Annotated in this window: 18 protein-coding genes; 5 read left to right on the top strand and 13 right to left on the bottom strand. The window is 68.5% G+C overall.

Annotated elements, in window-relative coordinates:
• Positions 1-94: 94 nt before the first annotated feature.
• The 5 genes from OHA11_RS09330 to OHA11_RS09310 all read right to left on the bottom strand — a co-directional run bounded on the left by OHA11_RS09330 (position 95) and on the right by OHA11_RS09310 (position 7,840).
• Complete coding sequence (locus OHA11_RS09330; protein ID WP_266493987.1) at positions 95-1,402, bottom strand: cation:proton antiporter; 1,308 nt, start codon at positions 1,400-1,402, stop codon at positions 95-97.
• Between the two features lie 87 nt (positions 1,403-1,489).
• On the bottom strand, positions 1,490-2,542 hold the full coding sequence (locus OHA11_RS09325; protein WP_266493984.1) for a methyltransferase: 1,053 nt from the start codon (positions 2,540-2,542) through the stop codon (positions 1,490-1,492).
• Complete coding sequence (locus tag OHA11_RS09320; protein WP_266493983.1) at positions 2,539-3,846, bottom strand: FAD-dependent oxidoreductase; 1,308 nt, start codon at positions 3,844-3,846, stop codon at positions 2,539-2,541. The genes OHA11_RS09325 and OHA11_RS09320 overlap by 4 nt, the downstream gene beginning before the upstream one ends.
• Positions 3,846-7,124: a ferritin-like domain-containing protein gene (locus OHA11_RS09315; RefSeq protein ID WP_266493981.1), complete on the bottom strand. Its 3,279-nt coding sequence runs from the start codon at positions 7,122-7,124 to the stop codon at positions 3,846-3,848. Before OHA11_RS09315 ends, OHA11_RS09320 begins: the two co-directional genes overlap by 1 nt.
• The gene (locus tag OHA11_RS09310) at positions 7,121-7,840 is read right to left on the bottom strand and encodes a bifunctional 2-polyprenyl-6-hydroxyphenol methylase/3-demethylubiquinol 3-O-methyltransferase UbiG (protein WP_266493980.1); all 720 of its coding nucleotides are present in this window, start codon (positions 7,838-7,840) and stop codon (positions 7,121-7,123) included. The genes OHA11_RS09315 and OHA11_RS09310 overlap by 4 nt, the downstream gene beginning before the upstream one ends.
• Positions 7,841-8,184: 344 nt before the next feature.
• On the opposite strand from OHA11_RS09310, the gene OHA11_RS09305 reads away from it, so the two are divergent.
• Positions 8,185-9,852 carry an FAD-dependent monooxygenase gene (locus OHA11_RS09305; RefSeq protein ID WP_266493977.1) on the top strand — a complete coding sequence of 556 codons (1,668 nt, stop codon included), beginning with the start codon at positions 8,185-8,187 and terminating at the stop codon, positions 9,850-9,852.
• Here OHA11_RS09305 and OHA11_RS09300 read toward each other — a convergent pair.
• From OHA11_RS09300 to OHA11_RS09290, 3 genes are all read right to left on the bottom strand, one after another.
• The gene (locus OHA11_RS09300) at positions 9,833-11,086 is read right to left on the bottom strand and encodes a cytochrome P450 (protein ID WP_266493975.1); all 1,254 of its coding nucleotides are present in this window, start codon (positions 11,084-11,086) and stop codon (positions 9,833-9,835) included. The two genes, OHA11_RS09305 and OHA11_RS09300, sit on opposite strands and share 20 nt — an antisense overlap.
• Positions 11,087-11,104: 18 nt before the next feature.
• The gene (locus OHA11_RS09295) at positions 11,105-12,721 is read right to left on the bottom strand and encodes an FAD-dependent monooxygenase (RefSeq protein ID WP_266493973.1); all 1,617 of its coding nucleotides are present in this window, start codon (positions 12,719-12,721) and stop codon (positions 11,105-11,107) included.
• 99 nt (positions 12,722-12,820) lie between these two features.
• Complete coding sequence (locus tag OHA11_RS09290; RefSeq protein WP_266493971.1) at positions 12,821-14,329, bottom strand: NAD(P)/FAD-dependent oxidoreductase; 1,509 nt, start codon at positions 14,327-14,329, stop codon at positions 12,821-12,823.
• A 255-nt stretch (positions 14,330-14,584) separates the two neighbouring features.
• On the opposite strand from OHA11_RS09290, the gene OHA11_RS09285 reads away from it, so the two are divergent.
• Positions 14,585-15,475, top strand: coding sequence for an alpha/beta hydrolase (locus OHA11_RS09285; RefSeq protein ID WP_266493970.1), 891 nt, complete (start codon positions 14,585-14,587; stop codon positions 15,473-15,475).
• Here the strand turns inward: OHA11_RS09285 and OHA11_RS09280 are convergent.
• The 3 genes from OHA11_RS09280 to OHA11_RS09270 all read right to left on the bottom strand — a co-directional run bounded on the left by OHA11_RS09280 (position 15,465) and on the right by OHA11_RS09270 (position 19,194).
• A complete protein-coding gene (locus tag OHA11_RS09280) occupies positions 15,465-15,965 on the bottom strand; it encodes a flavin reductase family protein (protein WP_266493968.1) in 501 nt (166 codons plus the stop codon). The two genes, OHA11_RS09285 and OHA11_RS09280, sit on opposite strands and share 11 nt — an antisense overlap.
• 59 nt (positions 15,966-16,024) lie before the next feature.
• The gene (locus OHA11_RS09275) at positions 16,025-17,563 is read right to left on the bottom strand and encodes a tryptophan halogenase family protein (RefSeq protein ID WP_266493966.1); all 1,539 of its coding nucleotides are present in this window, start codon (positions 17,561-17,563) and stop codon (positions 16,025-16,027) included.
• A gap of 296 nt (positions 17,564-17,859) precedes the next feature.
• Complete coding sequence (locus OHA11_RS09270; protein WP_266493964.1) at positions 17,860-19,194, bottom strand: class II 3-deoxy-7-phosphoheptulonate synthase; 1,335 nt, start codon at positions 19,192-19,194, stop codon at positions 17,860-17,862.
• Positions 19,195-19,463: 269 nt separating this feature from the next.
• Here OHA11_RS09270 and OHA11_RS09265 point away from each other — a divergent pair, with 269 nt between their 5' ends.
• Complete coding sequence (locus tag OHA11_RS09265; RefSeq protein WP_266493962.1) at positions 19,464-20,987, top strand: anthranilate synthase component I family protein; 1,524 nt, start codon at positions 19,464-19,466, stop codon at positions 20,985-20,987.
• A complete protein-coding gene (locus OHA11_RS09260; RefSeq protein ID WP_266493961.1) occupies positions 20,984-21,556 on the top strand; it encodes an aminodeoxychorismate/anthranilate synthase component II in 573 nt (190 codons plus the stop codon). Before OHA11_RS09265 ends, OHA11_RS09260 begins: the two co-directional genes overlap by 4 nt.
• A gap of 7 nt (positions 21,557-21,563) precedes the next feature.
• Here the strand turns inward: OHA11_RS09260 and OHA11_RS09255 are convergent, their stop codons facing one another.
• A complete protein-coding gene (locus OHA11_RS09255; protein WP_266493959.1) occupies positions 21,564-23,009 on the bottom strand; it encodes a PLP-dependent aminotransferase family protein in 1,446 nt (481 codons plus the stop codon).
• A gap of 148 nt (positions 23,010-23,157) precedes the next feature.
• On the opposite strand from OHA11_RS09255, the gene trpD reads away from it, so the two are divergent.
• Positions 23,158-24,216, top strand: coding sequence for an anthranilate phosphoribosyltransferase (trpD, locus tag OHA11_RS09250; protein WP_266493957.1), 1,059 nt, complete (start codon positions 23,158-23,160; stop codon positions 24,214-24,216).
• Here trpD and OHA11_RS09245 read toward each other — a convergent pair.
• Positions 24,194-24,568, bottom strand: a complete 375-nt coding sequence (locus OHA11_RS09245) for a hypothetical protein (RefSeq protein ID WP_266493955.1) — start codon at positions 24,566-24,568, stop codon at positions 24,194-24,196. The genes trpD and OHA11_RS09245 overlap by 23 nt on opposite strands.

The raw sequence follows: 24,568 nt of genomic DNA, 5'->3' as shown, positions 1-24,568 counted from the left end.
GAGCGGAACGCACCACACATGTGGTCTGCCGGGCCGCCGCGCCGACGGAGAAGTGCCTTGCTACCCGCAAGGCACTTCCGAGATGCGATCGCCTCTACTTGGGGTGACGGCCTGCCACACGTTCGGAGGCGTTGGCGGCCTCGGCGGTGTCGGTGGCGTCCTTGGCACCGTCGGCGTCCGGATCTGTGGGGTCGTTGCCGGTCGGTCGTCCCAGTATCCAGGTCAGCAGCGGACCCGCCATCGCGGTCGTCACCACGGCCATGACCACCATGAGCGAATAGAGCTCCTGCTGGATGAAGCCCAGTTGCAGACCCACGTTCAGGACGATGAGTTCGGTGAGACCGCGCGTGTTCATCAGCGTGGCCAGCGCGGCGGACTGCCGGACGGGCATCCGGTTCAGCCGGGCGGCGGCGAAGGCGCCGATGAACTTGCCGCTCACCGCGGCCAGCAGAATGAGCCCCAGGTCACCGAGCCCGCGGGCGTCGAGTCCGGACAGATTGACCTGCAAACCGGCGACCAGGAAGAACACCGGCAACAGCAGCGTGCCGCTCATCTGGCCGAGGCGGTCGTGCACTTCACCGCGGAGCCGCTGGGTGCCGGAGCGCGGCAGGACGACGCCGAAGAGGAAAGCACCGAAGATGTAGTGCAGGCCCAGCCATTCGGTGGCGGCGGCGGACAGCAGCAGACCGGCGAAAATGCACGCGAACACGGTCGGGGTGAGCCGAAGCGATACGTGACGGTCCGCCATCCGCCGTAATGCGGGACGCAGGACGAACAGCATGCCGAGGACGTACGGGACGGCGAGCAGGATCCGCCACTGGTCGGGGCCCGCCGCATCGTTGAGGGCCACCACCGCGGCGAGCAGGGACCAGGCGAGGACGTCGTCGATCGACGCACAGGCCAGCGCCACCGCGCCCAGCGGAGTACGGGTCATGCCCCGGTCGGCGAGAATCCGGGCCAGCACCGGGAACGCGGTGATCGACATGGCGATGCCCATGAAGAGCATGAACGCCGTCTTGTTGCCGGTGCCGTGGTCGTCCATGAGATACAAGGCCAGCACCGCGCCGAGGCCGAAGGGCAGCAGGATCGAGCCGAACGAGACGCTGGGGGCGATGGCACCGCTCCCCTGAATCAAGGACGCGTCCCACTCGAGTCCGACGAGGAACATGAAGATGATGACGCCGATCGCGGCCAGGGCACTGAGCAGGGGGCGCGTGGCGGCGGGGAAGAGAGCGTCCGAGATCGCGCCGTGCAAGAGGGTCGGCCCCAGCGCGATACCGGCGAGGACTTCGCCGATCACCGCGGGCTGGCCCAGGCGTCGGGCCAGCGCACCGAGCAGCCGTGCCAGGAGCACCATGATGGCGAGACCTGTGAGGAGCGAGATGGTTTGGTCCGTCGTCATACAGTCCGTCTCTCCGCCCGTCGCGCTTCGGCCCATGACGTCGGGTGCGCAGCAGAACGGGCTGGTAGGTAGACCGGGTTGCCGACGTCACGGGCCGACGACGGCCTCGATCAGGCATTGCGGCGAACTGGTGGGCGTCACCTTCGTGCCACGCAGACCGGCGGCGGTGAACAGGGCCTCGTAGTGGCTGAGTTCGCGTTCCCGGCCGGGTAGCACGGCCAGCATGTTGAGGTCCAGCAGTGGAGCGAACCCCGGCGCTCCGACCGGGCCGAGCGGCATCTCCACCACGACGACCCGGCCACCGGGATTGAGGGCTTCCCGGCACTTGCGCAGGATGTTCACGCAGGCCTCGTCGTCCCAGTTGTGCAGTACGGCCTTGAGCAGCAGCAGATCGCCCTGCGGTACGGAGTCGAAGAAGGAACCGCCCACCACCGTGATCCGGTCACTCAGACCGACCTTCTCCGCCTCGGCACGGGCGGACTCCTCGATGCCGGGCAGGTCCAGAACCACCCCTCGTAACGCGTCGTCGGCGCCCATCAGGGCATGCAGCAAGGAGCCGTTGGCGCCTCCGACGTCCACCGCCACCGTGACGTCACTGGTGTCGATCAGCTGAGCCACCTCCGTGGACAACCCGGCCGTCAGTTCCGTCATCGACGAGAAGAAGCGGTCGCCCTCCGTCGGGTTGGCCGCGAAGTGATCCCAGATGTCCATGCCGAGCGCGATCTCGGTCTGTGGCTTTCCCGCGCGCACAGCCTCCGGGAGATGCGCCCAGGGCAGCCAGTGCCCCGGCGAGCCATGCACCAGCGCGATGTCGCGCAGCGAGTGCGGCACGCCCGTGCGGAGCGTGTCCAGTAGCGGCGTGCTGGTGAAACGGAGCTCGTCGTCCGGTGTTGCCAGGCCGAGTGCGGCGCAGGCCCGGAGGAACCGGAAGGTCGCCTCGGGATCGCTGCCCACGATTTCGGCCAACTCCGCGGCGGTCAGCGGACGTTGAGCGAGATGGTCGGCCACGCCCAGCTCCGCCGCCGTGCGCAGGATCTGGGTGACCCAGTACCCAGTGATCATGGACATCATCTGGGCGGTGCTCTGCATGGCCTGCTGCTGGGCCTCGGACGGTTCCCCGGCGGTGACGTCGGATGTCATGACTGGTGCTCCTCATCGGGCTTGGCCTGCGGGGTGAACGCGGACCACGGTGGGGAAGGCGGCCGCTGCCGGTCGGCTTCCGGGGTGCGGACGTGCTCCTGCCGAAAGCCGAGTCCGATGACACGGCTCATCAGCTTCTGCGCGGGGCCGAAGCGCTCGAAGATCTTCGGTGCCGGCGGCTGACCCGAACCCTTCAGGGCGCTGTCGATGCCGAACTTCTGTGTTCCGCGCTGCAGTCCCTGGGAGAGCGCGGTGGTCAGCCGCCGACGTCGGCGCACCTTGGCCAGGAGCGTGTCGTCGAAGGCCGCACCCGTGCCTTGGCTGTGCAGCAGGGCGCCGGTCAGCGCGTTGGAGGTGGCCACGGCGTCCTGGACGGCGAGGTTCACCCCGAATCCGGCGACCGGTGACATCGCGTGTGCGGCGTCGCCGATGAACAGCAGGCCCGGAGCGTGCCACTGCTCCAGCCGGTCGATCCGCGCCTCCAGCAGACTCAGGTCGTCCATCGAAGCCACCTCGTGCACGCGGTCGGCCAGGAACGGTACGAGCGCGGCGAGATCGGCGCGGAAGGCGGCAAGCCCTCTTCTGCGGATGTCCTCCAGACCGCCTTTGCCGGTCTCATAGGACATCTGCCAGTAGGTCCTGCGGTCGGTCGCCCCGAAGATCTTTCCATTGCCGATCCGGACACAAATGCCTTCGTCCGGATCACTTTCCCGGCGGGAGATCCGGAAGAAGATCACATCGAGGGAGGCGCCGATCAACCGCGGCTTCGCACCGATGTCCTCGCGGATGGCGGAGTGCCTGCCGTCGGCGGCCACCACCAACGTGCTGCGCACCTCCAACTCGCCTTCCTCCCGGCGCACCCTGACTCCGGCGACCCTGCCGTTCTCGCGTATCACGCCCAGCGCCTCGGAGCACATGAGGAGCCGGAAAGAGGGGTAACGGGCTGCCGCCTCCGCGGTGATGAGATCGAGGAAGTCCCACTGCGGCACGAACGCCATATACGGGTAGGGCACCTTCAACTTGCTGAAATCCGCGATGTTGATGCGTTTGCCGTCCTGCACCACACCGATCGTGGAAACCTTTTGATGCGGCAGCTCGTGGAACTTCTCCACCAGGCCGACCTCGTCGAGTATCTGAAGCGTCGCCGGGTGCACCGTGTCGCCCCGGAAGTCGCGGTGGAAATCCGCGTGTTTCTCCAGGACCACCACGTCCACCCCGCTGCGGGCGAGCAGCAGACCCAGCATCGCGCCGGCGGGCCCGCCGCCGACCACGCACACCGTTGTGTCCAGTGTTTCCGAAGCCATCACAGATCCTGGGGGTCTGTCGCGCGGAGCTGGTCGCCGATGAATGCGAGCAAATCCGCCACGGTCGGGGTCAGGCCGGTGCACTTACGGGCCAGTTGGGCGATCTCGTGCAACTCGCGTGCCATCCACTCCGTGGCCACATCGGGCCGGGAGATGTATTCGGGTGCCTTGCCCAATTCGAAGGAGGGGCCGGCCGTTCGGCCCGGGCGGCCCGCGGGCAGGGTCACGATCAGTTCACCGACCGGTCGCAGCACTCCGGTCATAACGTCCAACGCCCAGTTCATCAGCCGGGACCGGCGCAGGTTCTTGTCCGGGCTGTAGCCGAAGTGCTGCACCATCAGCTGCATGGCGATGAAGTACGAGCGGTTGAACACCGTCATGGCCAGCCGCGCGGGTTCATGGGTGACGAGAGTATTTCCCGGACTGTGGGATGCGAGCGTGGGATTGCGCACCACCGGATAGGCCGGGTTCCAGGGAATGCGCCGCCCTGTCGGCCCCAAGGCCCGTTCGTTCACCAGCAGTTCGGAGATACGCAGGAACGTGTCGAAATGGGATTCCTCTTCGGGCAGCACCGAGGGGATGGAGCCGCCCTCGCCGTGCTCGGTGACGAAGTCGATGGCGAATACCGCGCTGGCGACATCGTCGACTTCCAGCTGATAGTCCGGATGCACGGCGTTGACGGACTCACGCATGAACAGATGGTGCGCTCCGCCACCCCGTCCCTTCTTGACGAGGAACGCCCCGGGCACCCGCGGGATGCCCTCGCGGATCGCCGCGTACAACTCGCTCAGCGAGCTGTACGGGTAGGGCTCGCCGTCGGGTGTGCGGGCCGCGTGGTCGTTGCCCGCCACCTCCGGCGCGAGATCGTGCGGCTGCTCCAGCGCCACGAACCGCTGCACACTGGCAAGGCTGAAGGGCTCCAGCGAGAACTCCAGCGGTACGGAGGTCTGCCGGTTGAACTCACCGAAGTCCAGCGGTGGCACGAAGAACGGCCTGCCCATGGCCATGATGATGTTGTTGATCGCCAGGAAGTGCATCATCTCCTCCCTGGCCACGTTCATCAGACTGCCCCGGATGCCGCCTCGCAGGGTGTGGGTGCCCTCGCCGCAGGCGATTTGGAGCTGCTCCTCGGTCCATTCGCCGCTGGCCACGTAGTGCCGGGCGGCACCATGGATGGGGATGGAGTAGGCCGCGTACAGGTACTGGATCATGGTGGCCAGCTCGATGCGTGCCGCATGGTGCAGCGCGTCCAGGAGCTCGTCCCGGGTGGTGATCAGGCCGGACTTGGGTTCGTGCGGCACCAGCCTCGGCGGTGTCTGCCGCTTTGCCTCGTCGGCCAGCAGGTACCGCAACAGCAGCCTGGTCTGAGGTGCGCTCATATCGCGCGTGGGCGGCATGTAGAAGGTCTTGTCCTTGTGCTTGGAGTCGCTGACGTGCCAGATCAGCCGCGCGTAGGGCTCGACCTTGAACTCGTCGGCCAGACTCAGCACTTCCGAGCGCATGAACGAGTACTTCAGTTCGTAGTAGGCGAGCAGTTCGTTGTAGACCGTCTGGAACGTGATCTCGCTGTCCGGCAACTCGTCGAGATACCAGTGGTCGGGCAGCACCCGGATGGCGAGTGACCCCACCCCCGACCAGTACCCCAGCTCGTCGTCGTTGTCGTAGGCCGGTGCCGCCGACCCGGGCAGGTCGGGGTCCGCCGGCAACTGCTCGCCCTCGGGCAGCAGCAGCACCCTGGTGGCGCCGCCGCGCGCTCCCTTGACGGTGACCTTGCCGTGGCCGTGCTCGTCGGTCGAGGTGACGCATCGGGTGGCGCAGTCCTGCCTGCCGGGCCGCAGGAAGGACACGATGTGGACGTCGTCCGGACGGGCGTCGGGGGACCGGGCGGCCTCGTCCAGCGGCAGGCCACGCGGGTTGAAGAACTGCCGGACCTGGATGGCGTCCACCCTGGCGGGCTCGCCGCGCACATACGAGCGCAGCGGAATCTCCACGGCGAAGTCCTCGCCGGTCCGCGCGTTGGGGTGCTCCAGGAACAGACACGCCTCGTCCGACTGGACGACCGTCTCCTCCTCGTCGAGGAGTGTGGTGCCCTCCGTGGAGGTCACGCGCAGTGCCTCGCTCGGATTGCCGGTGCCGCCGTCCACGCGGGGCACGGTGAGCACGCCGCTGGTCAGGGAGTAGTTCCCGTCGAGGTAGGCACTGCCGGGGATGGTCGCCAGCAACGTGCCGGAGGCGGTGCGCAGTTCCAGGTCTCCGAGGTCGGCGAAGGCTCCGAGACGGTGGGCGGGGCCGGGACCGCTCCGGGGCGCACGGTGTTCCACGGGCAGAGCGGTGATCAGGTTGGCCGTCACATGAGTGTCGTCGACTCGAACGGTCAGGTTGTGCAGCGGGGCCGACCGGCCGGCCGAGCGGCGCCTGCGCCCGGTGAGCAGCCGGCCGGCGGGGTAGGTGCGCAGCTCCTGGCTGTGCCACGGGGCGATCGTGCCGCGCAGGTTCCACACGTCGGGCTCGTCATTGGCTGTGGGGGTGGCCATGTTGAACAGGGCCATCTGCACCACGAGGCCGTCGGCCGCGCCGCTGTCCATGAGCGCGCGCAGGGCGGTCAGCGCGGGGGAGGCTTCCGCTCCGTCCAGCCAGTAGAGGCCCTCCTGCGCGTCCACCACGAACTGGTGCACCACGGAGCGGCGGAACTGCGCGGACAGCGGATGCTCTCCGACGTCGAGGATGTGTGCGGAGTTCTGCCAGCGCGGTGGGCACATGCCGTTGACGTCGCCGGTCATCAGATAGCCGACCTCGTGGGAGCGGCCCGATCGACCCAGTGCGAGATGGCCCACCATGACGGTGGTGGTCCAGTTCGACGAGGGATCCACATCGAAGACGCGTGCGCGGTTGGCGGTGCCCGCGGTGTATTCGCAGTAGTGGCCCCACAGGTCCAGCTGGCGTCCGACCAGCGGGTCCGTCGTCTCGACGCGTCCGGCCTCGCCTTCGTGGCCGACCACCTTCGCGTCGATCCAGAAGTGCCCGTTGCCGCCGAAGTTCCAGCCCTTGGTGGTCCCGAACCGGCCCTGCGGAGTGATCTCGCCGTCGGGCTCGTAACGCTCGCCCCGGTTGTGCAGGAAGTCGTAGTACTCCTGCACCGGCCGCTCCGGAGGGAACGGCCCGTCGTCCGTGAGCACTTGATTGGTCGTCAGGTCCAGCAGGCCGTCACGGGGCCCCGTCGGCAGCCTGGTGACAGCGAGCCCGGCGAAATGCAGCCTCGGAAGGTCGAAGACGCTCACGGCGCGTTCCAGAGAGCGGCGCTCATGGTGGGAACCAGGTCTTTGGTGATCTGGACTCCGGGCAACGCCGCCGTGTAGGCGCGAGTGAACTCCGTATCCGTCAGCGGCGCGTGCTGTGCGCTCATCTCCAGCCAGCGCGGGTGCAGCATCATCCGCATCGAGTCGGCGGCGGCCTCCACATCGCCGGATATCTCATAGACGATCTTCGCTGTTTCGAAGGCGTAGGCGCTCTGCTCACTGGGCTGCGCACCCGCTGCATCCGGCTGGGTGACATCGATGATCAGCAACCTCCCACCGGGGGCAACCAGTTCACGCAGTCGCTTCAGTACGGTGTCGGCCGGACCGATGTGGAAGACGGCGTTGACCGACATCACCAGGTCGAAGGTGCCGTCCGTGTCCGGGCTGAGATCCAGGGCGCCGCGGCACTCGTAGCGCACCGGAACACGGGACGGCTTGGTCGCGGCTATGTCGAGCATGCGCTGCGAGATGTCCACCCCGACGACCTCGTCGTAGCGGTCGGCCAGCATCAAGCAGTTGTTGCCGCCACCGCAGCCGATGTCGATGGCTCGCTTGCCAGGAACAAGATGCTCGACCAGCCAGGAGCGAATGGGGCTGGTAGCGGCGTCGCGGACGCTCGTGAACCTTTCGTACAGGTCGGCGAGTTCGTCGAAGTAGGGTTCTGGATCGGTCGCCACGGGCTGCGCAGCTTCGGTCATAAACGCGTCCTCGGCATTTCTCGGCGGGGTCGAATCACAGTGGTCGAATCGCGGTGGTCGAATCGCGGTGGCTGCCACGCGGGCAACCGGTCCGGAACCGATCCTTCTGCACGGACCGCGCGTGTTGAGCGACGGCCACAAGAACCTGCGAACTCGCGTGGGGTGCCGCCCGCCTCGCGGGTGTGATCTTGCACGTGGGACGAATCAGTCCCGAGTACAGCGGCCAGAAACCATGCGTCGGCGTTCCCCGTGCACGATGTGCGCGCATCCGCAGGGTCGCGATACTCGGCGCATCGGGGCGAATCAGGCCCGTCCTCTAGTACTCACGCCAGGCAGGAGGCTTCATGCGCGATCCACACGATTGCGAGGTCCTCGTGGTAGGAGCAGGTCCGAGCGGACTGACCGCCGCGTTACTCATGGCGCAGAAGGGGGTCCGGGTACGGATCGTCGACAGCAAGCCCGGCCCGGTGGAACAGGCACGCGCCGCCATCGTGCACGCGCGCACTCTCGAACACCTGGATCAACTCGGAGTCGCCGACGAAGCCGTGGCCCGTGGGCTGCGGATCACTCACGTGGCCATCCACGAGAACGGCCGCCACGCCGGGAAGATGCCCTTGGCCGGCGAGGGCACCGCGGACCGTACGCGGTTCCCCTTCGCCCTGGCCCTGGAGCAGTCCGAGACCGAACGGCTGCTGGTCGCCGCGCTGGCCGAGCATGCCGTGGACGTGGAGTGGCAGTCCACCGTGGACGAACTGGTCGACACCGGAGACGCCGTACGGGTCCGGGTGCGGAAGGGCGAGGTGTCGTCGACCATCAGCGCGCGCTGGCTGGTCGGCGCGGACGGCGCGAGCAGCACCGTACGCCGCTTCCTCGGCCAGGACTTCGACGGCGAGACGTACGCGCAGAGCGGCATGCTGGCAGATGTGACCCTCGACGTGGACCTCGGAGTCAAGGGGATGCGGCTGAACCTCACCCGGGGCGGCTTCGTCGGCATCCTGCCGCTCGCCAGTGGCCGCTGCCGCCTCTTCGGTGTGGTGCCGCCCGACCTCCACCGGGCGCCCACGGACAACGGAGAAGCCTCGCACCAGGCCTATGCGGCTTTGGACCACGGCGACCTGCAACGCTGGTTCGAGTCCTATTTCCGCGTCGACGCCCGCCTTCAGAAGATCGAATGGGCGTCGATGTTCCGCTTCCACAGCCGCATCGCCGCGAAGTTCCGCGTCGGCAATTCCTTCCTGATCGGCGACGCCGCGCACATCCACAACCCGGCCGGCGGCCAGGGCCTGAACCTGGGCATCGGCGACGCGGTGAACATCGCGTGGAAACTCGCGCAAGTGGTCAACAACGAAAGCCCCGCGTGGCTGCTGGAGACGTACGAATCCGAGCGGCGCCCGATCGCCAGGACGGTACTCAAGCGCACCGATCTCGGCTTCAAACTGGAAACCGGCAACAACGCCGTCGCCGTATGGATGCGCACGCACGTGGCGACCAGGATCGTGGGAGTGGTCAGCCGCCTCGCCCCGGTCCGGCGCATGTTCTTCCATCTGTTCTCCCAGCTGTGGGTGAACTACCGGGGCAGCCGCGCGGTGTCGGCGGCACACTCCGGCAAGAGCGGGCCACGACCCGGCGACCGCGCGCCCTACGCACCCATGGCCAAGACGGGCGAAGGCGCGTCCAGCGTGCTCGACCTGGGCCATGGCAGCGGCTATCACATCCTGCTGTTCGACAACCGGGAGCACTCCTCCGCGTCCGCGGACGTGGCGGAACTGGCCGCGAGGCTCGTCGGCCGGTACGCGGCTCCGGTGGCCACCCATACGATCCCGCCGAGCGAGACGGCGGCCTACCGGGCCTACCGCGTGGACGGCGCCAGGGCCGTACTGATCCGCCCCGACGGCCATATCGCGGCCGTCGCCGACGCGGGCGATCAGGACGCCATCCAGCGGCTGCACAGTCACCTCGACGACGTGCTGGTGCGGGCGCGGACGTCGAGCGTCAGCTCCGACGCAGCGTGAGCCGCGACGGACCGTGGAAGACCATGTCGTCGGGATAGTCCACACCGGTGACGGCGAAATCCCCCAGGGAGCGGAGGAGGGCCCCGAGTCCGATCTCGATCTCGGCCCGCGCCAGGGTCGCGCCCAGGCAGTAGTGAATGCCCAGGCCGAAACCGACGTTGCGGCCCAAGGGCCGGTCCAGCACCAGGGCGTCCGGGTCGTCGAAGCGGCCCGGATCCCGGTTGGCCGCGCCGAGCATGGCGACGATCTTGCTGCCACGCGGTATGTCGTGCCCGGCCAGCCGCTCGTCCCGGTAGGCCCACCGGCTGACCGACTGAACCGGTGAGTCGAAGCGGACCAGCTCCTCCACCGCCGTGGCCGGGATCTGTCCCGCGGCCCGCAGCCGAGCCAAGGAGACCGGCCGCACGGCCAGTGCCAGCAAGGACTTGCTCAGGACGTTCGTGGTGGTCTCATGGCCCGCTGTCATCAGGTGCACGCAGGTCGACACGATCTCTTCCTCGGTCAGCGACCCGGCGCCTGCCTCCGACGTCACCAGTAACGACACCAGGTCGTCGCCGGGCTCCGTCCGTCGACGCGTCGCCAACTCCGCGAAGTACGCGCCGAGTTCCCGCGCCGCGGCGTCAGCGACCTGGTGGGCGTCCTTGCGTACGGCGGCGCGACTGCTGCTGGCCTCCTGCAAGGCCACCGCCTGACTCCGCAGCCAGTCCCAGTGCTCGGCCGGCACCCCCAACAACTCGGAGATGACCAGAATCGGCAGCGGCGCCGAAAAGGACTCGACCAGGTCGAACTCCCTTGACTCCGCGACGGTGTCGAGCAGCGTGGTGGCCAGAGCGGCGATCCGGCCGCGCAGTCGCGACACCACATTGGGGGAGAACTCACGGTTCAGGACCGAACGCAGCTCGGTGTGGCGGGGCGGGTCGAGGAACACCAGCCAGTTCTCCACCATGGTGCGCAGAGCGACATGTCCCGAGGGAACCAGCTCGGGCGGCCGTGCCCGGCCCTCGTTGGCCACGCGCGCGCTGCGCCCGTACGCCTGACTGGACAGAACGGCGGCCACCTCGTCATGGCCGAACACGTAGAAGGTCTCGGGCCCGGCCGCGCCCGCGGCCCCGCGGTGCACCGGAGAGGCCTCACGGTAGCGCCGGAAGATCGGGTAGGGGTCGGCCACCTGCTCGGCGGTCCAGCCCTTCAGGTCGAAGGGGGGCAGTGTCACGCCGGAGGCTGTGTACGTCATGAGCGGTCCTCGGTTCCTTCAGAGAGCGGGGGCGGCGCCGCGCACCCGATCGGCGAGCAGGCCAGGGGAGTCGGGCAGTTCGTGGCCGCGCCAGGCCACATGCCCGTCCGGCCGGACCAGTACGAATCGCCGCTCGTACGCCTCGACGACCTCGGGCACGTCGCACGCGACGACGGACAGCGGTACGCCGCGCTCGGCGAAGGCGCGCTCAAAGGCCGTGGCGTCGCCGGAACCCGTGCAGTTCACCAGCACGAACCCGTCCCCGAAGAGGTCCAGAGTGGACATGCCGGGCTTGACCCAGGCGTGCGGTGCGCGTGAGCCCGGCCGGGTGTTCGGCCGCCGGTTCAGCCGCTGCTCCGCCGACACCGTCGGGTCGGGCACCACGACGGGCGAGTCGGCGTAGGTGAAGCCCAGATGGATCTCCGGTGCGTCGAACTCCTTGGCGGCCCCGCTGCGAGCGACCTGCTCGCTGATCTTTCGCCGGGCTTCTTCGCCGGCGGGTGTGTCGTCATGGAGTTCACCGGGCACCTGCCGGCTCATGGCGCGCACCAGATTGCGGTTGGCCTCCTCCAGGCCCTCCAGAGCGACCGGCCGCCGCTCGCTCGTGTAGGTGTCCAGCAGCCTGGCACCGGCCCACCCGGCGAGCTGAGCCGCGAGCTTCCATCCCAGGTCGGCCGCGCCGCAGATGCCGGTGTTCATACCGAAGCCGCCCGAGGGGGAGAGCGAGTGTGCCGAGTCGCCCACGAGGAACACCCGGCCGTGCCGGAAGGTGTCCGCCACTCGATGCACGAGATGCCACTTGTTGTCCGACAGCACGCGTACCGGAGTGTCCACGGCGATCGCCTTGCGCACCAAGGCTTCCGGCTCGGCCAACGAGTCGGGGTCGCCCTGGAGCCCGACGGTCATCCGGTAGAGCCCCTTGCCGTCCAGCGCGCGCAGCGGGAACCGCAGTGAGGAGGAGATCATCAAGTAGTAGAACTGCGCGCTGCTCTCGCCCAACTCCGCCTGCAGTCGCGGCGCGTGGAAGAGGATGTTGCGAAACACCTGCGTCTCATGGCGTGCCGGAGCGTCGATGCCACAGCTCTTGCGGATGGGCGACGAGGTGCCGTCGCAGGCGATGAGGTACTTCGCGCGAAGGCGCGCGCTTTCGCCGGTGGCCAGGTCGGTGACCGTCGCGGTCACCCCGTCCTCGTCCTGGTCGAAGCGCTCCAGCCTCGTTCGCATCCGGACCGGACCGTCGGGGTGAACGCCCAGCTCGGCAGAGAGCAGGGGCGCCAGCCAGTGCTGGGGGCAGACCGCGTCCGGCTCCGGGGTGTGCCGGTACTGCGGACGCGTGTCCATGGTGTGCCGCGGCAGCCGGAACAACTCGTGGCCGCCGACACGGGTGACCCAGACACAGTCCAGCGTGTGATCTCCCGGCCACCCGGACTCGCGAATCCGGGTGGCCATGCCCCAACGCCTGAACAGCTCCATCGAGCGCGGGCCGATACTGCTGACCTTTGGATGCGAGACCTCTCCGTCGCCTGCCTCGATCAGTACGAAGTCGACACCGCGCGAGCGGAGTTCGAGGGCCATGGCCATGCCGATGGGGCCACCGCCGACGATCAGCACATCGGTCTGTGGAAAAGAGGTCATGATGCTCCCCTCAGTGAGCGTCAGAAAGCGATACGGCCAAGGGACTGAACAGCCGCGGGGGCCGAAGGGCCGATGGACTCAGCCGGAAGGCCGATGGACTCAGGCGGAACCGCCCGGCAGCCCCTGGTATCCCGTGGCCAGCACGCGGTGGTCGACGGGCAGGGCCGCGTGGACGTCCTGCGCGGCCGCGATGCCGGATTCGATCGCGCCCTCGATCCACGCCGGGTGAGGCGAGCAGTGATCGCCCGCGAAGAACAGGGTGCGCTCGGGCCTGGCCGCCAGCACACGCTCCTCCTCCGCCGTGGCGGCGTCCTTGCTCCAGCGCACCGCCGCGGCACCCATGCTGGTCGGGTCCTCGCCCCATGCCTGGCTCACCACGTCCAGCACCATGCCCGGGCTGTTCAACTCCGGGTGAATGGCGCTGAGTTCGTCGAGCACCACCGCCACCCGCCGGTCCGGGTGTTCCCGGCCGAGCGCGTCGGCGTCCGGACCGAGCGTGTAGCTGGCCAGCAGCGCGGCCCCCAGCCGAGGATCACTCTCGACCGGCGGGTAGTAGGTCTGGCGTACCAGCCCTCCGGTGAACGAGCCCCCACCGCTGATCCCGTCGCGCTCCCAGAACGCCTCCTGGCAGTGCACCGCGATCTTGGTGGCCGGCCAGTACTGCATGTCGTGGATCATCGCGACCTTGTCGTCGCCGATGCCGCTCAGCCGCATCCGGCGCAGCACCGAGAACGGCACCGTGCACAGCACGTAGTCGGAACGCCGGGGAGCGGTGGCCAGTCCGCGCTGCACTTCCACCAGGACTCCGTCGCGCTGTACGTGGAGGCCCACCACCCGGCGGCCACGGAGGATGGGTCCGCGCAGCCGCTCGGCCAGTCGCTGCGCGATCTGGTCCATCCCGCCGTCCAGGCGGAACAGCGCCGAAGAGGTCTCGACGATGACGTCGTCGAAGAAGTTCCTGAGCCCGCTGGTCCGCGCGAAGTCAGGGTTGTTGGCGAAGAAGCGGTTGAGATCGACCCGCTCGTTGGCGCCGCTGGCCACGATGTACGGGCGGACGTCGATGTTCTCCAGCAGGTCCAGCAACTCGACGTTGAGGCCGGTGTGGAGATCACGCCGGAAGGCTCCGGGCGCGACCGCGTTGACGCTGGCGGTCAGCCACGCCGCGCACAGGACGGTCTCCGCGTGATAGTCGCTGCCCGGTGGCAGCCCCTCGCTGAAGGCCTTGACCAGCGTCGGTGAAGCGTCGCGAACCCGCAGGTGCCCGGTCCGGGACTCCAAGTAGCTGGCATCGTCGGAGAACAGTGTGCGGAACTGCCGGACCCGGTCACTGAGGCCGAGGATGTCGATCCACTGCATGGTGCGGTGGTGCGAGGCGGGGATGCGCATCGCACCCAACTCGACGAGAGGCCCGTTCGCCCGTCCGGAGAAGACATGCGTACGGACCCTGCCGCCCACCGCCAGCCGGGCCTCCAGCACCTGCACGCTGTGCCCCAGCCGTTCCAGTTCATGGGCCGCGACCAGCCCGGCGAGGCCGGCGCCGATGACGGTGATCCTCTTCGCCCCCTGACCGGACCAGTGACGGGCTCCTGGCAAATCCTGTGCGTACACCCGGACTCCTTCACCGATGGGGGATGTTCGGGTCCGTTCAACGGGCCGGCGCCCATCGTGGCGAGTGGGGCCATGCGCACACATCCCCAGGCCGCACCGGCGATGAATGGGTTGTCCGGCCAACACGCCGCCGCCCCCGTCCCTGGCGGACCCTCACACCGCACGAGACAACGGAAACGTGCGTACGCGAATCGGCGGCGCGAGTGCCGCGGCAATACTTGCCGCCCACCAGTCGGCAACGAGCAGGAGTTCGCCATGCCTGAGCCCACCCCCTTGGCCCCGCCCTCGACGGCCTCGCCCTCCACGACTCCGGCCTCCCAGAACCCGCCTTCGACGGCCTCGACCTCGACGACCTCGCCTTCGACTACGGCGGTGAGCACCACCGTCCGAGCCCACGACGGGCTGCGCCTGGCGGGTACGTTGCTCACGCCTCGGGCCGAGCCCGAGCACGCCGTTCTCCTCCTCCACGGCGAGGGCGCCACCCGTGAGCAGGACGGGTTCTTCACGCTGCTGTCCGGGGAACTGGCCGCCGAGGGAGTGGCGAGCCTTCGCTTCGACCTGCCGGGCCACGGTGAAAGCGAGGGCAGGCAGGAGGACTTGAGCCTCTCCCTGCTGCTCAACGTGATCAGTTCGGGCCTGGATCACCTGCGGGAGCACGTAGGTGCCACCCGGCTGACTCTGGTGGCCACCGGCCTCACCGGCGGCGTCGCGGCAGGCTACGCGGCCCGCCGCGGCGATGAGGTCTCCCGGCTGGTGCTGTTCAACCCACTGATCGACTACAAGGAACACTTCGTCGACGCGCGGCCCACATGGTCGCGTGACTATCTCGACGAGTCGGCCGGGCGCGAACTGCTGGCCACGGGACGGCTCCCCTACACGCCGTCCTTCGTGCTGGGCCGAGCCCTGCTCAACGAAGTGTTCTGGCTGCAGCCGCAGGGGGTGCTCGACGTCATCGCGGCGCCGACACTGATCGTGCACGGCGCGGGCCCGTCAGCTGTCTCCGTGGAATCCTCTCGTGCCGCGGACAAGGCGCTGACCTGCGATCACCGGCTGGTCGAGCTCGACGCCGAGCAGGGCGGGGCATGGCACGCACCCGCCGCCGAGGCGGCCGTCGCCTGGATTCTCGGTGAGGGCGTCAGCCCGTAGGCCAGGCCGCGTACTGGCGCATCCCGTACAGCAGAGGATGGGGATCGCAGTGGTCGGTGACCTGGAAGACCTCCCCGAAGACCACGGTGTGATCCCCGACGTGGTGGCGCTGGCTGATGCGGCAGTCGGCCACGGTGTGAGCGTCCTCGACCAGGTGCGGACCACCCCGCTGTGCGTCGTGCTGCCAGCGAACCCTGTTGAAGCGGTCGGGGGCGCCGGAGGCGAACAACTCCGCCGTCGGGCGAGCGCCACCGTGCAGCAGGTTCACCGCGAAGGCGCCCCGCCGCACCATGGCGTCCAGGGTCGGGCTCCCGTCCCGGACGCAGACCAGCAGCGTCGGCGGTTCCACCGAGACGGCGCACACGGACGAGCAGGTCATGCCCCAGGGCCGGCCGTCCGTGTCGGTGGTGCTGATGACGGCGATGCCGGTGGGGAAACCGGCCATCAGGGAACGGAAACTTCTCGAATTGACGTGGCTGGTGATGTTCACGGCACACCTCCCTGCGTCACCAGCGACGCTTCGCGCGTCGCCCTCTTTTGATGCCGCTCTCAGCGGAACCGTGAGAAGTACTCGTACTGGCTCGGCAAGGTGCTCTCCAGCTGCCTGGCCTCCTCGGCGACCAGGTCGAATTCACGATGGGCCGAGGACGGGTCCAGCAGTTCCAGGGCGGGCAGCGGCTTGAGCGGGATGCCTCCCAGTCCCAGGAGCATGCACACGTACGAGTAGGGCTCGAACCCGTGGTAATGCGGGTAGATCGACTCGGTGGCGGGCATTTTCGTCTGCCACTGCTCGATCCGCTCGGCGAGCGCATCCGGGATCTTGCGTGTTTTCGTGTCCCGCCAGTAGTCGTTGTCCTCGCGTGCCGCGGCGTAGTAGTGGAGTACGAGGAACTCCCGGACGCCGTCCATGCAGCGATTGACGGCCTGGTTGTAGGAGTTGCGCAGACCCTCGTCCCAGTCGGACGCCGGAAAGTGCTTCACCAGTTGTTCGACCGCGTGCTGAATGAAGAAGATGCCCGTGGACTCCAGCGGCTCGACGAAACCGCTGGAAAGGCCGACGGCAACGCAGTTGTGCACCCAGGACCGACGACTGCGGCCGATGCGCATACGAATGTGGTTGGCCTCCAGGTCCTCCGCCGCCGGCCCTACGAACTCACGGAGCGTACTCTCGGCCTCCTCCGGGCTGGTGTAGTCGCTGGCGTACACATAGCCGGTGCCGATGCGGTCGAGCAGCGGGATGGTCCAGATCCAGCCCGCCTCCTGAGCGGTGGCCGTGGTGCACGGCCGGAGCCCGGTGCGCTCGGTGTCCACCGGTACGCGCAGGGCCACGGCACGGTCATTGGGCAGAGTGTCCTTGTAGGAGTCGAACGGCTCGTCCAGAGCCTCGCCCATCAGCAGACTCCGGAAGCCCGTGCAGTCGACGAACAGCTCGCCGGCCAGGTCACCGTGATTGCGGGTGGTGATGTGGGTGATCCAGCCGCGGTCGTCCTGAGCGACATGGACGACGTCGTCCACCACGTGCTTGACCCCGCGCTCCACGCCGTAGTCGCGCAGGAAGTCGGCCAGCAGGCTGGCGTCGAAGTGGTAGGCGTACGGGAACTGGGTGTTCTGTTCCGACAGCGTGGTGCGGTAGAGCCGCTTCTCGGATATCGCCTTCTCGAACAGTGAGCCGTCGAGGTGGCGGGGCGACTTCTCGTTGTCGCACAGCGTGCCGATGAGGAAGCAGTCCTTGTCGAAACGCTCGGACCTGGGGTCGCGCAGCCACCAGTCGGTGAGGTTGAATCCGTCGACCACCCGCTGCCGTTCGAAGGGATGGTAGAAGTGATGCCCCTGCTCCCGCCAGTTCTCGAACCGGATGCCGAGTTTGTAGGTGGCGTTGCAGGCGGGCATCCACTTGTCTTCCGGCAGTCCCAGGTAATCGAAGAAGTGCCGCACCGTGCTGAACGTCGCCTCGCCGACACCGATCGTGCCGACCCGCGCCGATTCCACCAGCGTTATCGATACGCGATCGCCGAATGCGGCGCTCAGATAGGATGCCGTCATCCATCCACTCGTGCCGCCGCCTACGACAACAATGTTTTGCAACATCCAAGCCTCCGGGGGATAAACGCCATCACTTCACGGAAGGCTAGTTACCTTCGGATGCCGACGGCCGGGTCGGCGGGCAAACCACGCGGACGCGTGGGCTCCGGCATCGGTCCCAGGGGGCGAGCGGCACCCGTCCCCGCGTATCCGGTCGCGGCGGGTCGGGGATCGCCTGGCCGATCACGTCCCGAATGGTCGACGACCTGTGACGGACTTGCCAACCAGGCGGTGGAGGGCGGCCGTTCAATGCTGCGGTGCGGCAAACGCCACCCGTTCGCGTGGTGTTGACGCCGATTCCCTCAAGCTCCGCCGCGCTGATCGGACACGCTGCCCCGGAACATCTCGGCGACGAGGAACGCGAGGGACAGGGACTGGGAACGATTGAGCCGCGGATCGCACGCCGTCTCGTACCGCTCCACGAGCTGGTCGACGGCGACATCGGCCCCCACACATTCGGTGACGTCGTCCCCCGTGAGCTCGACATGGATGCCGCCCGGGTGCGTCCCCAGCGAGCGGTGCACCTCGAAGAAGCCGCATACCTCGTCGAAGACGGTGTCGAGGGTGCGGGTCTTGTACCCGTCGGGAGCGGTGAAGGTGTTGCCGTGCATGGGGTCGCACACCCAGCCGACCTCAAGTCCCTCGGCCAGGGTCTTCTCCACCAGGGCCGGCAGCAGATCACGGACTCGTGACGCTCCCATCCGGACCACGAAGGTGAGGCGGCCCGGTTCACGGTCCGGGTCGAGGGCTTCGGCGTAGCCGATGACCTCGTCGGGGGTGGCCGACGGGCCCAGCTTCACGGCCACCGGGTTGGCGATCCGGGAGAAGAACTCCAGGTGCGGGCCGTCGAGTTGCCGCGTTCGTTCGCCCAGCCACAGCAGATGGCCGCTGGTGGCGTAGGTGCGGCCGGTCGGCGGATCCGGCCGGGTGAGCGCCGCCTCATAGTCCAGCAACAGCCCCTCATGGCTGGTGAAGATCTCGGTGCGGTGCATCTCCCGGGCGTCGACACCGCAGACGTCCATGAAGGACAGTGCCCGGTCGATTTCCCTGGCCAGCACCTCATAGCGGAAGCCCGAGGGCGACATCCGCACGAATCCCTGGTTCCACGCGTGCGCTTGGCGGAGATCGGCGCCGCCGCCCTCGGCGAACGCCCGCACCAGGTTGAGCGTGACCGCCGACTTCTCGTACATCGTGCGCAGCCGCTCCGGGTCGGGAGTGCGCGCCGCCGCGGTGAAGCCGGCCCCGTTCACCGCGTCACCCCGGTACGCGGGAAGAGTCACCCCGTCCCGGGACTCCACCGGACTGGACCGGGGCTTGGCGTACTGGCCGGCCATGCGTCCGACCTTGACCACGGGCATCGCGGCGGCGTAGGTGAGGACGAGCGCCATTTGTAACAGCGTTTCCAGCTTGGCTCGGATCGAGTCGGCGGTGACACCGGCGAACGTCTCGGCGCAGTCGCCGCCCTGGAGCAGGAAAGCATTCCCTCTGGCCACTTCCCCGAGATGGCCGCGCAACCGGTCGCATTCGGCAGCGAAAACGAGCGGCGTAGCCACGGACAGGTCCTTGAGAACAGAATTCAGTGTGACCGTGTCGCGCCATTCCGGTTGCTGATGTGACGGTGTGTTCGTGGCGTTCAAAACAGTCTCTTTCCGGAGCTGGGAAAGCTTCGAGCCAAACCTGACGTTCTACGGAGAGCTGGATCATCGAACAGTAGATCCCGGTGGCGTAACGCGAGGCAAGGCTAATCCCAGTGGACCGCAACAGTCAGGCGCAAGTGGTCTGGAACCGGCCAAGTCCCGCTGCTTGGCTAATCGTGCTCGACTCACCGACCGCCGAAATCCGTTGAGGAGTTTCTGTGCCCGCCTGTGCGCGCCCTGTCGGCCCGTCGGCCCCGGACACCATCCGTGTGCGGCTCACCGAAGTCGGTCTTCCCCGCCATGCCCCGCTCGACCTCTACACCCTGCTGCGCCAAGCGTTGGGCGCGGACGGTGTATTCGTACTGGAGGGTCTCGGTGGCCCCAAGGAACAGCGCGGCCCGGCCGTGGTCGGTCTGGGCAGGCTCGCCGAGATCCGCGTATACGCCGACCACATCGACATCGATGGCTGCGCCACTGTCCTGAAATCCCTGGTGACCAGGGCGCGAGCCGTCGGCCTCACAGAAACCGGGGAAACCGGGGAAATCGGGGAAACCGGGGCCGCCGCGGACAGCGAGTCCACCGTATGCTTCGCCATCGACGACTCCGGCCAGGTCTGGCAGTTGCTCGAGTCCGCGAATCTCCTCTTCGATGTGCGGACCGAAGTCCCGACCTCGTCGTACGCCTTCGGCTTCCTCGCCGTGCTCGGCTACGAAGCCGCCTGGCACATGGAGAAACTGCCACCCCGAGCCGGGGGAACCGGAACCCCCGACCTCACACTCACCCTCTTCCGCGACACGGTCTCGTACGATTCCGAGTCCGGGGCGGTCCGACTGTTGCGGGCCGACCTCGAAGGCGAAGGCGAGGCCTTCCCGCGGCGTTCCTCGGTCGACGTGGTGGAATTCGCCCGACAGGCGGGCCGGATGGCCGGGCCCCCGCCGCTGCCCCCGGCGCCCAGGCCGCGAGCGGTGGAGGACTCCGTACCGCGCGAGACCTTCCTGACCTGGGCGCGGCAGTGCCTGGCGCACATCCGGTCCGGTGACATCTATCAGATCCAGATCGGTCACCGGATCGACGTGGAATCCGATCTGCGGCCCTTGGACGTCTACCGGCGGCTCAGCCACCGGAACCCGTCTCCGTACATGTATCTCGTGCCGTACGCCGGCTCCACGTTGATCGGCGCCAGCCCAGAGCTCTTCTTCCGGACACGGAACGGCGAGATCACCATGCGCCCCATCGCCGGAACCACCCGCCGGGGCACCGACGACGAGGAGAACCTACGCCGGATCAAGGCCATGCAGACCAGCTCCAAGGAGCAGGCCGAGCACATCATGCTGGTCGACCTGTGCCGCAATGACATCGGCAGGGTGAGCCTGCCGGGAACACTGCCGGTGGACCAGCTGATGGCCGTCGAGAGCTTCTCGCACGTCTTCCATCTCGTCTCGACGGTGACGGGCCGGCTGGCCCCCGAAGCCTCGGTCTGGGACACCATGCGCGCCACCTTCCCGGCCGGCACCATGAGCGGAGCCCCCAAGGTGCGAGCCATGGAGATCATCGCCGGACTGGAGCGGGAGCCGCGGGGCAGCTACGCGGGTGCCGTGGGCCTGATCGACGTACGGGGATGGAGTGAACTCGCCCTGTGCATCAGGACGATCGCGTACGACGGACGGCGGTACTCGGCCCAGAGCTCGGCCGGAATCGTGGCGGAATCACAGCCGGAAGCCGAATGGGACGAGACCTTGGCGAAACTGGGGGCCGCCTACTGGGCCCTCACGGGCGAGGAGCTGACGGCGTGAACGTACTGATCATCGACGCGTACGACAGCTTCGTGTACATCATCGACCGATACGTGCGCTCACTCGGTGTGGACTCACAGGTGGTGCGCTCGGGCACCAGGACGCTGGACGAACTCGCCGCGGGACAGCCGGACGCCGTCATCCTCGGGCCGGGCCCCGGCCACCCCGCCGCTTCCGGCCATGTGGAACTGGTCGGCCGGTTCGCGGGCGAAGTGCCGCTGCTGGGGGTGTGCTTGGGCCACCAGGCCATCGCCCTCGCGTACGGCGGCCGGATCGCGGTCGCCGACCATCTGATGCATGGCCGGACCAGCACGGTGGACCATGACGGGGCGGGCATCTTCGTCGGAGCGCCGCAGTCCATGACGGTCACCCGCTATCACTCACTGGTGGTGTCCGAGCCGCTGCCCGCCGAACTGGAGGTGACCGCCCGCTCCCTCGACGACGGCTATGTGATGGGGCTGAGGCATCGCACCCTGCCGGTCGAGAGCGTGCAGTTCCACCCGGAGAGCATCACGACTTCCGGTGGACTGGATCTGTTCAGCAACTTCCTTGACACGGCGCACTGCTGACTGACAGTCACCAGGCCACTGGCCCAAGTACGCCCCGATGACGTTGCCTTGCGGACACACCGTCCGGATGCAGGCACCGGCCGAGTTCGGTCATCGCGTCGTGCAGCCCGGTGGGCGTGAGCGAGGTGTAGCCCACCACGAGACCTGGGCACCACCTGCGATCACGGGTGCCGAACTCGGCCGCCCCGCGCACCAGGACCGAACGGCGGAGAGCGGCGGCCACGAACCGAGCTTCGTCGGTGCCCGGCGGAAGCCGCACAAAGGCGTGCAGGCCGGCCGCCGAACCGACGGTCGAGGAGCCAGGAAGATGACGGCCGACGGCCTCCGCGAGAGCCAGTCTGCGCTCCCGGTAGCGGACCCGCATCCGCCGCAGATGCCGGTCGAAGGCGCCGCTGCGCAGCAGTTCGGCGAAGGACAGCTGAGTCAGTACGTCGGAGCCGAGGTCCCGTTCCGCGCGGACGCGCTCCAACGCGGTCAGCAGCGAGGGCGGCACCGCCAGCCAGCCGAGCCGTAGCGCCGGTACCAAGGACTTGCTCACGGTGCCCGCGTAGGCGACCTGGGCCGGCGCCAGGCGCTGGAAGGCGAGCGGAGGCGGCTGCCGCTCCAGCCAGAAGTCCCCGTCGTAGTCGTCCTCGATGACCAGGCCCCCGGTCCGCCGGGCCCAGTCGGCCAGGGCCTGCCGACGGCGCGGTGACAGAGTCACTCCCGTGGGGTACTGGTGGAAGGGTGTCACCAGTACCGCCCGCACCCCGCTGTGCGTCAGCGCGCCCACCTCGATGCCCTCGGAGTCGACGGGGATCGGTACCGGCGTCAGGCCGGTCTTCTCGATGAACCGGCGCTGTCGTGGATGCCCCGGAACTTCTACGGCGATACTCCCGACGCCCGTCTGCACCAGTGCGCCGCACAGCAGCCCGAGTCCCTGGGCGAACCCCTGCACCACCATGATGTCCCTGGCGGCGGTGCGCACCCCGCGTACCCGGCCGAGATAGCGGGCCAGTTCCTCGCGCAGCGCCACCACGCCGGACAACGGCGGGTAGTCGAGCTCGTTGTGGCCCGCCGACCGCACGGCCCGCTGGTAGGCGGCCGCCCATTCGCGGTGCGGAAAGTGGGCGGACACCGTGCCCGCGGGACGCAGATCCCAGCGGACCGTGGGCACCAGCCCCTCGTTCAGCAGGGTGGACACCACGGGCGCCGGGGCCAGGTGATGGGCGACCCGCGTCCCCGAACCCTGAAGTGCTTCGAGGTAGCCCTCGGCGATGAGCTGCCCGTACGCCTCCACCACCACACTGCGCGAGACCCTCAGGTCGTCCGCCAGGCTGCGGCTGGACGGTAACCGGGTGCCGGGATGCAGGACGCCCTGGGTGATTTCCCGTTTGATCGCTTCCTGGATCTGGCTGGTCAGGGGCTGTGGGGAGGCGCGTGAGACATCGACGGAAGCCAGCTGCAGTGCCATGCGTCATCGTCCGCCGAGGAGTGCGGAAGTGGACCGCTGGTGACGAGCGCCACTGGTCTGGCTCCGGCCGCACCGCCGGTCCAAGACTGGAGTGCACGATCGCCGCGGACCGGCAGGCCGTGGCGGGGTGACTCCTGAGGGGATTCCCATGACTGGACAGGCGACGCAGCGGGACTGGCCCGGTGTGCTGACCAAGGTGATCAACAGCCAGAACCTGTCGGAGGAAGACACCTCGTGGGCCATGGACCTGATGATGCGCGGCGAGATCGGTCCGGCCCGCCTGGCAGGGCTCGTCGTCGCCCTGCGGGCGAAGGGGGAGACGGCGGAGGAGGTCGCGGGGCTGGTGCGGGCGATGTACGCGCACGCCGTGCCGCTGGAGGTGGCGGGCCCCACCGTGGACATCGTCGGTACGGGCGGGGACGGCGCGCACACCGTCAACATCTCCACCATGGCCGCGATCGTCGCGGCGGGCGCCGGAGCCCGGGTCGTCAAGCACGGCAACCGCTCGGCCTCGTCGGCGTGCGGCTCCGCCGACGTCCTCGAACGGCTCGGCATCGTCCTGGAACTCCCGCCGAAGCAGATCGCGGAGATCGCCGAGCAGATCGGCATCACCTTCTGCTTCGCACCGAACTTCCACCCCACCATGCGCCATATCGCGCCGTCCCGCCGGGAGTTGGGTGTGCCCACCGTGTTCAACATCCTGGGCCCACTGACCAATCCGGCGCTCCCGACGGCACAGGCGGTGGGCGTGGCCGATCCGCGAACCGGCCCGCTGGTCGCGGGGGTGCTGGCGCGCAGGGGATGCAGCGCGTTGGTCTTCCACGGGGACGACGGGCTCGATGAGCTGACCGTCACCACCACCTCCACTGTCTGGTCGGTGCACGAGGGCGTGGTGACACAGGAATCCCTCGACCCGCTCGACCTCGGCATCGGCCGCGCACACCCTGACGAGCTGCGCGGCGGGGACGCGGAGCACAACGCGGGCGTGGCACGCGCCGTGTTGGCGGGGGAACACGGACCCGTACGTGATGCCGTACTCCTGTCGGCCGCCGCCGCGCTCGCGGCACTGGAGCCGAGCCGCCAGCCCGTACGCGAACGGCTCGCGGCGAACCTGGACCTCTGCGCGCAGGCCATCGACTCCGGATCGGCGGCGGCAGTGCTGGACACCTGGGCGGCGCTCACCGTCAAGCTCGCGGACGGTGGGTGAAGGACCGCCCGCCCGGCCTCGGCGAGGTCAACTCCCGTACCGCGGAAGCCGGTTGATCCGCGGTCACCAGGAGGGTGCCCACCAGCACGGCGTCCGCGCCCGCCGCCGCGCAGTCGGCGACGTCCGAGGCCGACCTGATGCCCGACTCGGCGACACGCACCACGCCGTCCGGGATCCGTCCGGCCAGCCTCGTGAACGCGGCGCGGTCGACCGTCAGGGTCCGTAGGTCACGGGCGTCGAGGGCCGGTGCCATGGCGGCGGCGCGATCCTGCAGCGCGTCGATGGACACGTGGGCACGGCGCGCCTCCAGGTCCTCCAGCACGCCGTGAATGATGTCTTCGAGTACGTTCAC

Origin of the sequence: Streptomyces sp. NBC_00878 (genome assembly GCF_026341515.1) — a bacterium.
GTDB lineage: Bacteria > Actinomycetota > Actinomycetes > Streptomycetales > Streptomycetaceae > Streptomyces.
The sequence above is the reverse complement of the archived record's forward strand: the minus strand, read 5'-3'. Positions and strand labels throughout refer to the sequence as shown.

Bases quoted from the DNA above. Each gene is read 5' to 3' on its own strand.
- OHA11_RS09330 (WP_266493987.1), bottom strand. From the start codon at position 1,402: ATGACGACGGACCAAACCATCTCGCTCCTCACAGGTCTCGCCATCATG.
- OHA11_RS09325 (WP_266493984.1), bottom strand. From the start codon at position 2,542: ATGACATCCGACGTCACCGCCGGGGAACCGTCCGAGGCCCAGCAGCAG.
- OHA11_RS09320 (WP_266493983.1), bottom strand. From the start codon at position 3,846: ATGGCTTCGGAAACACTGGACACAACGGTGTGCGTGGTCGGCGGCGGG.
- OHA11_RS09310 (WP_266493980.1), bottom strand. From the start codon at position 7,840: ATGACCGAAGCTGCGCAGCCCGTGGCGACCGATCCAGAACCCTACTTC.
- OHA11_RS09305 (WP_266493977.1), top strand. From the start codon at position 8,185: ATGCGCGATCCACACGATTGCGAGGTCCTCGTGGTAGGAGCAGGTCCG.
- OHA11_RS09300 (WP_266493975.1), bottom strand. From the start codon at position 11,086: ATGACGTACACAGCCTCCGGCGTGACACTGCCCCCCTTCGACCTGAAG.
- OHA11_RS09295 (WP_266493973.1), bottom strand. From the start codon at position 12,721: ATGACCTCTTTTCCACAGACCGATGTGCTGATCGTCGGCGGTGGCCCC.
- OHA11_RS09285 (WP_266493970.1), top strand. From the start codon at position 14,585: ATGCCTGAGCCCACCCCCTTGGCCCCGCCCTCGACGGCCTCGCCCTCC.
- OHA11_RS09275 (WP_266493966.1), bottom strand. From the start codon at position 17,563: ATGTTGCAAAACATTGTTGTCGTAGGCGGCGGCACGAGTGGATGGATG.
- OHA11_RS09255 (WP_266493959.1), bottom strand. From the start codon at position 23,009: ATGGCACTGCAGCTGGCTTCCGTCGATGTCTCACGCGCCTCCCCACAG.
- trpD (WP_266493957.1), top strand. From the start codon at position 23,158: ATGACTGGACAGGCGACGCAGCGGGACTGGCCCGGTGTGCTGACCAAG.